We start from the raw sequence: 12,389 nt of genomic DNA, 5'->3' as shown, positions 1-12,389 counted from the left end.
ACAAGCCAGCGCCTCTTGGTGAAACCCCTTCAAGCCGAAAAACCATAACGTGAGGAGCGGCCCATGGCAATGCAGGTAGGTAAGTTGATCGTGGGTGCGGATGTCGCGAAAGCTGAGCTGGTTATCCACCACGATGATCGCGACGAGATCATCAGGCTCAAAAACTCCAAACTCGAGATCAGAAGGTGGCTCAAGCAACAACCCCTCAACACCGCTATCGCTGTTGAGGCGACCAACGTCTATCACTTGGACCTGGTTGAATTGGCCCACAGCCTAGGCTTCGAGGTCTATGTCATCGATGGTTTTCAATTGAGCAACTACCGGAAGAGTGTTGGGGGACGGGTTAAAACCGACCCCTCCGATGCTCGGTTGCTGTCCCGTTTTTTAAAAAATGAAGGCGAGGACCTTCGCCCTTGGAGCCCGCCTCCCGCTGTCTACGGCAAGCTTCAGAGCCTCTTGCGACGCAGAGCCGCCTTGGTGACTGCTCGTACTGCAATGACTCAGAGCTGGGCTAACGAAAGCCTTTTGAAAGCCGCCTTCGAAACTTTTGTGAAGTCGATAGATCGGCTGGATCAGTTGATTCAAAAGAAGATTAAAGAAGTACTGCGAGACGCTGGGCTGCAGGAACAAGTCGCTCGCTGCCAGGCAGTAGAGGGCATTGGTTTTCTCACCGCCGCAGCATTGGTGATGGCTTTTACAAGGGGCGAGTTCAAAAGCAGTGACTCGTACATTGCATTCCTAGGAATGGATTTACGAGTCAGTGATTCCGGACAGAAGAATGGGCGACGTCGCCTCACCAAGCGAGGTTGTTCAGAAATTCGTCGCTTATTGCACAACGCTGCGATGGCGGCCAGCAGATCGGCAGCCTGGAAAGGGCTTTACGAACAGCATCGGAGCAGTGGTAAAGCAACAACCCAAGCGTTGGTAATCCTGGCAAGAAAGCTCGCGCGGGTGGCATTCGCCCTGATGAAAAATCAGGACGAATACGTCACTAAAGGCGCGAAACTGGCTTGCTGAAAACCATAGAATCTCCCACAGGTACGGCAGCGCCCTTCAGGCCTGTGTTGTCCCTGTGGGAGCGGGTTTACCCGCGAAGAGGCCACAGCAGACATCAATGGTGAGTCTTGTGCTCAGCTCCAGCCAACAGATGCCGAATCTTCACTTCCACACCATCGGTCTGCAGCATCCGCACCCTGGCCTCGATCTTCAGCTCACCCCGGGTTACCCGGTGGTGATGCCTCAAATGCTCCAGCCACGATTCCTCGAAGAAGAACTCCAGCCACAACGCCGGGTCCGCGCTGTCGCGCATCAACCCCCACGACAACGCGCCATTGCGCTTGCGCATCGCCTCCAGCTCCCGCGCTGCCTGCTGGAACGCCTCGGCCTTGGCCGGGTCGATGTGGTATTCCACGGTAACCATCACCGGCCCGCTTTCCTTGTCCATGTCGTCGCTCAGCAGCGGCAACGGCCAATGCAGTGACGGCGTCAGCTCCTCGGCTGCGGTTTCCGGCAGCGTCACCTTGCAGGTCAGCAGCGTGCCCAGTGCCAGGCCAGCTGCGGCCAGCAGCAGGCTCAAGGTGATGGTTGCATGGCTGGCCAGCGTGCCCCACAGCAACCCGCCACTGGCCATGGCACCAAAGAAGATCAGGATGTACACCGACAGCGCCCGCGCCCGTACCCAGGCCGGTACCGAGGTCTGCGCCGCCACCTGCAGGTTGGACAGCACGGCAATCCACGCCGCGCCGCTGAGCAGCATTGCCGGCAGCAGCACATAGAAGTTGCGCACCAGCGCCAGGGCTAGCAGGAACAGGGCATACACCAGGCTGGCCAGCAGCACCAGGCGGTCGCGGCTGATGCGTTCGCGCAGGCGTGGCAGCAAGGTGGCGCCGGCCACCGCGCCGATGCCGATGGCCGCCAGCAGCAGGCCGAAATCGGCGGCGGTACCTTGCATCTCGCCACGCACGATCAACGGCAGCAGCGAGGTGCCGGCGCTGGCGCAGAAAAAGAATGCCAAGGCGCGCAATATCACCGCCTGCAAGGGCTTGGCACTGCGCGCGAAACGCAGCCCGGTGCGCATGGCGCCGACGAAGCGCTCGGCCGGCAGCAGCGGCTCCTTCACCTCGCGCTTCCACAGGAACAGCACCAGGATCACCCCGGCGAACGAGATGGCATTCAGGGCGAAGGTCAGCCACGGGCCGACCATGCTCACCACCACGCCCGCCAAAGCCGGGCCGATGGCGCGCGACACATTGATACCGACACTGGAAAGCGCCACCGCGTTGGCCAGGTCGTCCTTGCCTACCAGCTCCGGTGTCAGCGCACTCCAGGCCGGCATCATCAGTGCCGTGCCGATGCCCAACGCCAGGGTAAGCACCAGCAGCAGGGTGACGTTCATCACCCCGAGCAGGGTCAGGGCCGCCAGCACCACGGCCACCGAAGACATCCACAGTTGCACCAGCAACAGGTATCGGCGCTTGTCGACGATATCAGCCGCCGCGCCGGCCGGCAGGGCAAGGAAGAACATTGGTAGCGAGCCGGCTACCTGGATCAGGGCCACGTGCAACGGGCTGGCCGACAGCGTGGTCATCAGCCAGCCGGCGCCCACCTCATGCATCCAGGTGCCGATGTTGGAAGCGATGGTGGCGATCCACAGCATGCGGAAGGTGGCGTTGCGCAATGGGCTCCAGGCGCCTGAAGGGGACGTGCTCATGTCAGAAGCTGCCTTTGAGTGGGTATTCGATGATCAGGTAGATCCGGTCGATGTCATCGCCAGCCTGGGCCTGGTTGGCGCGGTGGCTGACGTGGGAAAACGACAGGCTCAGGTCCTTGGCGGCGCCCGACTGCACCACGTATTTCAGGTCGATGTCGCGCTCCCAGTGCTTGCCGCCGTCGCCGTACTGGCCCGCATAGGCGCCGCCTGCCGGGGCATGGCTAACGTCGATGCCACGGCCGCTGACGTAGCGGCCCATCAGGCTCAGGCCGGGGGCGCCGAGGGTGGCGAAGTTGAGGTCGTAGCGCAGTTGCCATGAGCGCTCGCCGGGGCCGTTGAAGTCGGCGTACTTGATCGAGTTGGCCAGGTAGATGGAGTCGCCGCCGACGAAGTCGAACGGGGTATCGCCCTCGACCTTCTGGTAGGCCAGGCTCAGCGCCTGGGCGCCGAAGCTGTACCTGGCCAGCAGGCTGTAGGCGAGGGTGTCGATTGCCCCGGCACTGGCATTGCCGGTGTCGCGGGTCTTGTACAGGTTGCCGTCCAGGCGCCAGTTACCCTCGGCCAGGTTCAGGTTGAGGTAGGCCTGGCGCCAGGTGTCCTCCAACTGGCCTGCGTACAGTGCGCCGCCGAATGGCCCGTCGGGTGCGAACGCGGCACCGGCCAGGCTGATGGCACGGTTGTCGGTGGTGGCGCCGTAGCCGCTGAAGTCATCATGGCTGGAGCTGTTGCCCTGGTTGTTGAAGGCGGTGAAGTGCCCGGCCTGCAGGCGCCAGTCGGGCAGGTCGGTGTTGTCCAGGAACCAGCCGGTGGCGTACTCCGGGTGCAGGCGTTTGTCGCTGGTGTCGAACACCGGGGTTTCCACGGTCATTTCGCCGTAGTGCAGTTGGGTGTTGCCCAGGCGCAGCTTGAGCGCGGCGCCGGCGCTGGAGTAGTCGGACTCGGCGCGGCCATCGCTGTCGCGCGGCAGCAGGCCGGTGCCGGCATGGCCGCGGCCGCCGTCCAGCTTGAGGCCGAGAAAGCCATGGGCATCGATACCGACGCCGAGCGTGCCCTCGGTGAAGCCGGAGCGGATTTCGCCAATGAAGCCCTGGGCCCATTCCTGGCGGTAGTTCTGGCCACTGCCGGAGGGCGAGCGGAAGTCGCTGTGCAGGAAGTAGTTGCGGCTGAGCAGCGACCAGCCGGGCTCTTCGGCCTGGCTGAGCACCGGGCACAGGGCGAGGGTGGCGAGCAGGGCGCAGCCTGGTCCGTGGGTGGCGCGGATCATGGGGGCTCCGGGAGGTATGATCCGGGACTGTGGAGGAAGGATAGGCCAGGGGTCTTGTATGTGTGTGCTCTGGCTGTTCTTGCCTGTGCCGGCCTCTTCGCGGGTGAACCCGCTCCTACAGATACTGCACAAACCTTGAGGCTAGTGGTGACCCTGTGGGAGCGGGTTTACCCGCGAAGAGGCCGGCACAGGCGGCAACCGGCTCAAGCCATGTCGCTGATGGCGAATTCTTCGGCCAGATGATCGATCAGCGCCCGCACCGATGGCAGCAACCCCCGCCGCGACGGGAAGATCGCATGCACGATGCCGCAACGCGGGTGCCAGTCCGGCAACAACTCCACCAGCCGCCCCGCCGCCAGGTCTTCGCGCACCGCCACCCGCGGCAGGTGAGCGATACCCACCCCGGCCACCACGAAATGGCGCAGGGCGAACAGGTCGTCCGTCACCATGCGCGGTGTGTGCGGGATGACGATGCTGCGGCTGCTGTCCTCACCCAGGAACAGCTTGTATGGTTAGACTTGAAGGGAGGAGGAGGGACAAAGCCAGCTTCTGACTGTTAGCGCAGTACAGACCGTGGGAGATCTCGCCCCTCCTCCCTTTTCACCCAAGCGCCGATAAAGAATGCTTCCGGGCTCAGACCGACGAAAGACACAAGCCAGCGCCTCTGGGTGACCCTTCAAGTGCTTCAACACTATCGAGGAGAGTTGCTCATGGCAATGGTGGTTGCTGATTCAAAGCGGCTGATTGGCGTGGATGTGGCCAAAGCGGAACTGGTCATCTGGGACGATGAATCAGCAGAGCTCATAGCAATCCCCAATACCAAAGCAGCTATTAAGAAATGGCTCAAAGGCCTCTCGGGTGCGATGTCCGTGGCCATCGAGGCGACCAACATTTATCACGTTCTGTTTACGGATCTGGCCTTTGAGTTTGGGCATACGATCTACGTGGTAGATGGTTACGCCCTGAGCCATTACCGCAAAGGCGTCAACGTACGCGCTAAGACAGATGCAATTGATGCCCAGCTGTTGGCCCGCTATCTGAAGAACGAAGGACAGGACCTTACGCCTTGGGCGCCGCCACCGGCTATCTATCGACAACTTCTGAGCCTGTTTCGGCGACGTGCGGGACTGGTCCAGGCACGAACCAGCCTGTCTCAGGGATGGGCTAATGAACCGCTACTTAGAGCCGCCTTCAAGACACATCTGCGTGCGATGCAGCGGCTTGAGCTGCTGGTGGAGAAGATGATCAAGGGTCTGCTGGAAAAGGCCGGACTGATGCCTCAGGTAAAGCGCTGCATGAAGGTCGAGGGGATTGGTTTTCTAACGGCTGCACGCCTGACTGCGACGTTTCAGCGTGGCAACTTCAGCGGGGGTGATGCGTTTATCGCCTTTTTGGGTATGGATCTGAGGATTGCGCAGTCGGGGCAGAAAAAAGGGCAATCCAAGCTCACGAAGCGAGGAGACCCCGAAGCTCGACGCCTCCTTCACAACGCAGCCATGTCGGCATGCCGCACGGCAGTATGGAAATCGTACTACGAAGAGCGCCTGGCACGTGGTTTTAGCACGACAGCATCGCTTGTCATGCTCGCACGCAAATTGGCGCGAGTAGTATTTGCCCTACTGAAAAGCGGAGATGAGTATCGGTCAAAAGCCGCTTAAAAAACTTCCCTAAAACCATAGAATCTCCCACTGGTACTCACGCTGGGCGCTGCCCCAATGCAGGCTCGGCAGCGTGCCGAGCAACTGCGGGTCGAAGCCCTTGGGCAACTGCTCCAGGTACTGCGGCTGGCCGACCAGGCACTGGGTGCTGTTGCTCAGTACCTTCATCACCATGTCGGTGTTCTCCAGCGGCGGAAAGCGCACCCGCAGGGCGATGTCGAAACCCTCGTGCAGCAGGTCGACGCGGCGGTTGGTGCTCTCGATGAACAGCTCCACCTGCGGGTACTTGAGCATGTAGCGGGTAAGCATCGGCCCGACCCAGGAATTGAGCAGGGTGGTCGGGCAACTGATACGCACCAGGCCGCGCGGTTCGCTGCGGTTGCGCTCGATGATCTCCGCCGCGCCCTCGGCCTCCACGCGCATGGCCAGGCAGCGGTTGTAGTAGGCCTGGCCGATCTCGGTGAGCGAACAATGGCGGCTGGTGCGGTGCAGCAGACGCACGCCCAGGCGGTCTTCGAGATCGGCGATGCGTCGGCTTAGCTTCGACTTGGGCATGTCCAGCGCCCGGCCAGCCGGGGCGAAGCCGCCGTGCTCGACTACCTGGGTGAAGTAGTAGAGGGAGTTGAGGTCTTCCAATGATCGGTCTCCGGGTGTTTGGTTGCCTGTGCCGGCCCTTTCGCGGGTAAACCCGCTCCTACAGGTAATGCACAGGGCTCAAGCCCTGCGCTATCCCTGTGGGAGCGGTTTTACCTGCGAAGAGGCCGGCACAGCCCCTACAAATCCATCGTTCATAAAACGGAACGCTAAAGCCAAATTCTGCTATCTACCGCCACAAAGGTGATGATTTTAATCTGTGCCCATCAACGCGAAACACCCCCGAATGCTGAAAAATTCATAACCCTCAGGAGCACAGACCATGAGTAAATTCACCTACAACCGCCTGAACAAAGACGACGCTGCTGTCCTGCTGGTCGACCACCAGGCTGGCCTGCTGTCCCTGGTCCGTGACATCGAGCCGGACAAGTTCAAGAACAATGTGCTGGCCCTGGCCGACCTGGCCAAGTTCTTCAACCTGCCGACCATCCTCACCACCAGCTTCGAGCAAGGCCCCAACGGCCCGCTGGTACCAGAGCTGAAAGCCCTGTTCCCGGACGCCCCGTACATCGCCCGCCCAGGCCAGATCAACGCCTGGGACAACGAAGACTTCGTCAAGGCGGTGAAGGCCACTGGCAAGAAACAGCTGATCATTGCCGGCGTGGTGACTGAGGTCTGTGTAGCGTTCCCGGCGCTGTCGGCCCTGGAAGAGGAGTTCGAAGTGTTCGTGGTGACCGATGCTTCCGGCACCTTCAACGAAATGACCCGCGATGCTGCCCATGACCGCATGAGCCGCGCCGGCGCGCAAATGATGACCTGGTTCGGCGTGGCCTGTGAGCTGCACCGCGACTGGCGCAACGACATCGAAGGGCTGGCGGCGCTGTGCTCCAACCACATTCCGGATTATCGCAACCTGATTACCAGCTACAACGCGTTGACTGCGGGTAAGTAACAGCCCGTTAGTTGAATGCAAAAAGGCCGGCTCCCTCTGTAGGGAGCTGGCCTTTTTTGTTTGCTGCGCTGGCCCTTTCGCGGGTAAACCCGCTCCCACAGGGACTGCACAGTTTCAGCGCCTGTGGTGATCCTTGTGGGAGCGGGTTCACCCGCGAAGAGGCCAGCAAGGACAACATCAATTCATGGGCTGCGACTCAATCCCATCCAGCAATGCCTCAACCAACCCTTCTGCCATTTCGAGCGCATTCAGGTTGCTCCAGAACAGGCTCTTGCCGGTTTCATCCAGGTGTTCCAGGGCTTTGTAGCCACAGTCGTAGGCGCCGCGCAGGTACTGGGCGACATGCACCAGGGCGTCGTGGGCAGAGACGCCCGGGTTTACTGTGAACAAAGGTGGATGGCCGGCATCGCAGCGGCTGAAAGCGCGCTCTTTGGTGTCGGGAAGAGGTGGATTGGGGACAATTTTTTTCATAGCCAAACTCCGATAGAGGTTGGCCGGCACCATCCGTTTCCACGCGAAGGGTGGCGGCTGCACGCGGGGTGGAAAGCCAGGCTATCGGAACCCCGGCAGGCCATTCGGCCTCCCGCGCGCAGCTGCCATGACAACAGCTATTCCGATTTACCTGCCGGGTTTCCACACCCGATCGCTGAACCGACAGCGACCCGGCAAGCCTAGAGAGCAGGCTTTCCCCGGACAATCAGACGGGCTTCGACACGGTGCGTAGGATAATTCGTCAGATGGTATGGCTGAGTAGGAAATGGCTCGCAACGAAGTAGGATGCTGCTGATATTTTTGTGCACTGGGGCCGCGCAGCGGACCCAGACAATCTCAAGCCAAAAATACAAAAGAGGGCCTGAGCCCTCTTCCTGAATCGATGCGCCAACCCTCAATCCGCATCCGAATCAAACAACCGCTCCAACTCCGCCCGGGCCTCCTTGGCCGTCTGCATCACCTTGGCCCGGTCATCACGCACTTGCCCCTGGGCCACCAGCACCTCTTCGTCATGCTGGGTAAACCGCGCAATCCGGTCCGCCGCCTGCGCCTCGCTCAACCCCAACCCCACCAATGCCCGGCGGGTCATCTCCAGGCTGGAGTAGAACGTCTCGCGAATCGGCTCGGCGCCGACATCCGCCAACTTGTGCACATGCTGGCGGTTACGCGCGCGGGCCAGCACTTTCAGGTGCGGGTACAGGCGTTTCACCCGTTCCGCCGTGTGAATGGCAGCTTCCGGGTCATCGATGGTGATGATGAAGTATTCCGCCTCGCCCACCTTGGCGGCATGCAGCACCTCGGGGCGCAGCGGGTCGCCGTAGAACACGGGTACCTGTTCGAACATACGGGTCATCTCGATGGTGTCCACCGAGGTTTCCAGGGCAATGAACGGAACTTTCTGTGCCCGCAGGATGCGCGCGACGATCTGGCCCATGCGGCCCATGCCGACGATCACCACCCGTGGCGTGTCAGCCTGGATCTGCTTGTAATGCTCCGGCACCTCACGCGCCGGTTGCGGGCGCTTGAGGGCGTGGGCGCAGCCAATCATCAGCAGCGGGGTAATGGCCATCGACAGGGTGATGGTCATCAGCAGCAGGTCGTAGGTCTGGGTGTCGAACAGGCCTTGGTCCTTGCCCAGCTTGAACACCACGAAGGCAAATTCGCCACCGGCAGCCAGCACCATGCCCAGGCGCAGGGCGCTGGCGCTGTTCAGGCCACCGGCCAGGCGGCCGACGCCGATCAGCAGTACCAGCTTAACGGCCACCAGCAGCAGGGTCAGGCCCAGCACCACCAAAGGCATTTCCAGCAGCAGGCGCAGGTTGGCGCCCATGCCGACGCTGATGAAGAACAGCCCCAGCAGCAGGCCCTTGAACGGTTCGATCTGCGATTCCAGCTCGTGGCGGTATTCCGAGTCGGCCAGCAGCAGGCCGGCGAGGAAGGCACCCAGGGCCATGGAAATGCCGGCTTCTTCCATCAGCCAGGCAGTGCCGATCACAACCAGCAGCGCGGTGGCGGTGGACACTTCCGGCAGGCCGGTGCGGGCCACGGTGCGGAACACCGGGCGCAGCAGGTAGCGGCCACCGACGATGACCACCGCGATGCTGGCGAACACCTTCAGGCCATGCTCCAGGCTGTCGCCGTGGCTGGTGTCCGGGCCACTGGCGGCCAGCAGCGGAACCAATGCGATCAGTGGGATGGCGGCGATGTCCTGGAACAGCAGGATGGCGAACGCCAGGCGGCCGTGCGGGGCGTTGAGCTGCTTGCTTTCGGCCAGGCTCTGCAGGCCAAGGGCGGTGGACGACAGCGCCAGGCCCAGACCGAGCACGATGGCCGCCGGTAGCGTCTGGCTGAAGCCGAACAGGGCGATGGCGCCGATCAGCGCACCGGTGAGCAGCACCTGGGCGGTGCCGACGCCGAATACGGACTTGCGCATCAGCCACAGGCGCTTGGGCGACAGCTCGAGGCCGATGATGAACAGCAGCAGGACCACGCCCAGCTCGGAAATGTGCGCCACGCTTTCGGTATCGCGGATCAGGCCCAGCGCCTGCGGGCCAATGATCACGCCGGCGAGCAGGTAACCGAGCACGGCCCCCAGGTGCAGGCGCTTGGCCAGGGGGACGGCGAGGACAGCGGCGAGCAGGAAGATCACCGCGGTTTGCAGAAGGCTGCCTTCGTGTGGCATTGGCTCGTACTCCATGAGCTGCCGGGGCAGCGTTAGATCAGTTTGGCGGACAATTCTGGGGGAATGGGAGAGTGCCAGACAATCTGCTGAGAGGAAGACACATTGTCCTGAATCAGGTGACAGTCGTGCCGGCCTCTTCGCGGGTGAACCCGCTCCCACAGGTACAGCGGTGTCTTCAAGCCTGCGCAACACCTGTGGGAGCGGGTTCACCCGCGAAGAGGCCGGCACAGGAAATCTGCATACTCAACTGCCACCAAACTGCGCCCGATACTGCGCCGGCGTCATGCCAATCCGCTCGCAGAAAACCTTGCGCAAATGCCGGTCACTGCCAAAACCGCACTGCGTCGCCACCACTTTCAACGGCAGGTCGCTGCTTTCCAGCAGCTTGCGCGCGCGGTCGATGCGTGCGTTCTGCAAGTATTGCAGCGGCGTGATGCCCACCTCGCGTTGAAAGGTGCGGGCGAAGTTGCGCCCACTCATGGCTACCAGGTCGGCCATTTTCTGCACGGTGAAGGCTTGCTCGATATGGTCGACGATGTACGCCTGCACCCGTGCAATCGGCGAATCATCCCGCGGTACAGCCGCCAGCAGTGGCCCGTAGGGTGTCTGCCCGCCCTGGCGATGGCGGGCGACCAGCAGCACCTTGGCCACTTCCAGGGCCAGCGCCTTGCCGTGGTCCTCGGCCACCACTGCCAGTGCCAGGTCGATGCCTGCGGTGATGCCGCCCGAGGTAATCAGGCAACGGTCGATCACGTATATCTGCTCTGTCTCGACCTTCGCCTCGGGGAACGCTTGTGCCAGGCGCTCCACGTAGTTCCAGTGGGTGGTGCAGCGATAGCCGTCCAGCAGCCCGGCCCGGCCCAGCAGGAATACCCCGGTGCATATTGCACCAAAACGTTTGGCCCGGCGCACGGCCTGGGGCAGCCAGCGCTCGATGCCTGGCAGGGCGATGTCATAGGCGCCCGGGCCGCCTGGCACCAGCAACAGGTCGACGGATTCCGGCAAATCCTCCAGACGCAGGTCGGCTACCACTTTCAACCCGCAGGAGCCGCGCACCGCTGCCTGCCCTTCGGCCAGGGTCAGCAGCCGGTACTTCCGCTCGGCAGGAAGGAAGCGGTTAGCAATGGCAAACGCGTCCATGGGCCCGGTCACGTCCAGCAACAGCACATCATTGAACAACACCATGGCCACGGTGCGGTGGGCGGGTTTTTCCTGCATCGCTCTTATGCCTTGAATGCCGGCCGCCACCAGCGGCCCGAAGCTGAATACGAAACGCATCTTAAGGTATCGGCAAAACCGTCAGGGCCAGCAGCGCGCAATTAACAACAATTCAGGTTTGGCTCAGGACTTTGTCATGTGCCGGAGGCGAGACTTTCTGCATTGAACAGGAGAGCCGCCATGCACCCCGGGACGCCCCAAGCGCCGCTGCAAACCCCCGGCGCACTGACGCCGGCGCGCTTGCGCCGGGCCAAGGAACTGATGTTGCACAGCCCGTTGTCGATCATCGAAATCGCCGGGTTATGCAACCTCACCCGCAGCCACTTCTCGCGCGCGTTCAAGGTCAACACCGGCCTCTCGCCCCAGGCGTGGCGCCTGCTGGCACGCATGGAAAAGGCCAAGCGCCTGCTCGCCACCGAGGCGCCGATCACCCACGTGAGCCTGGAATGCGGCTTCTGCGACCAGGCCCATTTCACCCGCGCCTTCAGCCGCCTGGTCGGCCAGCCGCCCAAGGCCTGGCGCCAGGCGCAGGCCCATCCTTAAGCCGAACCTATCCGCCGGTATAGCCCCTTGTGGACAGTGCCGGCCCGTTCTCCCAACCCAAGGAGTCACCCCGATGAGCCAACCCGATTACAAGCGCCTGAACAAAGACGACGCCGTGGTGCTGCTGGTCGACCACCAGACCGGCCTGATTTCGTTGGTGCAGGACTTCTCGCCCAACGAGTTCAAGAACAACGTGCTGGCCCTGGGCGACCTGGCCAAGTTCTTCGGCCTGCCGACCATCCTCACCACCAGCTTCGAGCAAGGCCCGAACGGCCCGCTGGTGCCCGAGCTGAAAGAGATGTTCCCGGATGCGCCGTACATTGCCCGCCCTGGCCAGATCAACGCCTGGGACAACGAAGACTTCGTCAAGGCGATCAAGGCCACTGGTCGCAAGCAGCTGATCATCGCAGGCGTGGTGACCGATGTGTGCGTGGCGTTCCCGACCCTGTCGGCGCTGGCGGAAGGTTTTGAAGTGTTCGTGGTGACCGATGCTTCGGGCACCTTCAACGAAACCGTGCAGCAGGCGGCCTGGGTGCGCATGACCCAGGCGGGTGCACAGATGATGAACTGGTTCTCGGTGGCCTGTGAGCTGCACCGCGACTGGCGCAACGACATCGAAGGGCTGGGTAACCTGCTGTCGCAGCGCATTCCCAACTACCGCAACCTGATGAACAGCTATGCGGCCCTGAGCGCCCGTTGATGTAAGCCTGTACCGGCCCTTTCGCGGGTGAACCCGCTCCCACAGAAACCGTGCAGTTCTCAGGCTGTGCACTATC

10 protein-coding genes and 2 pseudogenes are annotated in these 12,389 nt (G+C 62.2%); 5 read left to right on the top strand and 7 right to left on the bottom strand.

Going from position 1 to position 12,389, the window contains the following annotated elements:
* Positions 1-63 precede the first annotated feature (63 nt).
* On the top strand, positions 64-1,017 hold the full coding sequence (locus KDB76_RS28080) for an IS110 family transposase (RefSeq protein ID WP_013970314.1): 954 nt from the start codon (positions 64-66) through the stop codon (positions 1,015-1,017).
* A gap of 94 nt (positions 1,018-1,111) precedes the next feature.
* On the opposite strand, the gene KDB76_RS28075 is transcribed toward KDB76_RS28080, so the two are convergent.
* From KDB76_RS28075 to KDB76_RS28065, 3 genes and pseudogenes are all read right to left on the bottom strand, one after another.
* Positions 1,112-2,710, bottom strand: coding sequence for an MFS transporter (locus KDB76_RS28075; protein WP_024087902.1), 1,599 nt, complete (start codon positions 2,708-2,710; stop codon positions 1,112-1,114).
* A gap of 1 nt (position 2,711) precedes the next feature.
* The gene (locus KDB76_RS28070) at positions 2,712-3,974 is read right to left on the bottom strand and encodes an OprD family porin (protein ID WP_024087901.1); all 1,263 of its coding nucleotides are present in this window, start codon (positions 3,972-3,974) and stop codon (positions 2,712-2,714) included.
* A gap of 203 nt (positions 3,975-4,177) precedes the next feature.
* Positions 4,178-4,483, bottom strand: a pseudogene (locus tag KDB76_RS28065) (LysR substrate-binding domain-containing protein); the annotation flags it as partial.
* Between the two features lie 201 nt (positions 4,484-4,684).
* Between KDB76_RS28065 and KDB76_RS28060 the strand changes: the two are divergent.
* Positions 4,685-5,632, top strand: coding sequence for an IS110 family transposase (locus KDB76_RS28060; protein WP_038408539.1), 948 nt, complete (start codon positions 4,685-4,687; stop codon positions 5,630-5,632).
* Between the two features lie 21 nt (positions 5,633-5,653).
* Here KDB76_RS28060 and KDB76_RS28055 read toward each other — a convergent pair.
* Positions 5,654-6,268 (bottom strand): annotated as a pseudogene (locus tag KDB76_RS28055) (LysR family transcriptional regulator); the annotation flags it as partial.
* Positions 6,269-6,548: 280 nt separating this feature from the next.
* On the opposite strand from KDB76_RS28055, the gene ycaC (KDB76_RS28050) reads away from it, so the two are divergent.
* Positions 6,549-7,178 (top strand): isochorismate family cysteine hydrolase YcaC, encoded by a 630-nt coding sequence (ycaC, locus tag KDB76_RS28050; RefSeq protein ID WP_013974760.1) that lies wholly within the window; start codon positions 6,549-6,551, stop codon positions 7,176-7,178.
* Between the two features lie 177 nt (positions 7,179-7,355).
* On the opposite strand, the gene KDB76_RS28045 is transcribed toward ycaC (KDB76_RS28050), so the two are convergent.
* The 3 genes from KDB76_RS28045 to KDB76_RS28035 form a co-directional block, all read right to left on the bottom strand.
* Entirely contained in the window at positions 7,356-7,649 is a 294-nt protein-coding gene (locus KDB76_RS28045) for a hypothetical protein (RefSeq protein WP_015272306.1), read from the bottom strand.
* Positions 7,650-8,064: 415 nt separating this feature from the next.
* Positions 8,065-9,852 (bottom strand): monovalent cation:proton antiporter-2 (CPA2) family protein, encoded by a 1,788-nt coding sequence (locus tag KDB76_RS28040; RefSeq protein ID WP_024087900.1) that lies wholly within the window; start codon positions 9,850-9,852, stop codon positions 8,065-8,067.
* Between the two features lie 243 nt (positions 9,853-10,095).
* Positions 10,096-11,070, bottom strand: a complete 975-nt coding sequence (locus KDB76_RS28035; RefSeq protein WP_024087899.1) for a GlxA family transcriptional regulator — start codon at positions 11,068-11,070, stop codon at positions 10,096-10,098.
* 180 nt (positions 11,071-11,250) lie between these two features.
* On the opposite strand from KDB76_RS28035, the gene KDB76_RS28030 reads away from it, so the two are divergent.
* Positions 11,251-11,613 (top strand): AraC family transcriptional regulator, encoded by a 363-nt coding sequence (locus KDB76_RS28030; protein ID WP_013974756.1) that lies wholly within the window; start codon positions 11,251-11,253, stop codon positions 11,611-11,613.
* A 73-nt stretch (positions 11,614-11,686) separates the two neighbouring features.
* Positions 11,687-12,313, top strand: coding sequence for an isochorismate family cysteine hydrolase YcaC (gene ycaC / locus KDB76_RS28025; protein ID WP_004375560.1), 627 nt, complete (start codon positions 11,687-11,689; stop codon positions 12,311-12,313).
* Positions 12,314-12,389: the final 76 nt, after the last annotated feature.

Origin of the sequence: Pseudomonas sp. JS425, assembly GCF_018223845.1 — a bacterium.
Classification (GTDB): Bacteria; Pseudomonadota; Gammaproteobacteria; order Pseudomonadales; family Pseudomonadaceae; genus Aquipseudomonas; species Aquipseudomonas asiatica.
Note: the sequence above shows the minus strand (reverse complement) of the source record. Positions and strands in the feature narration are given on the sequence as shown.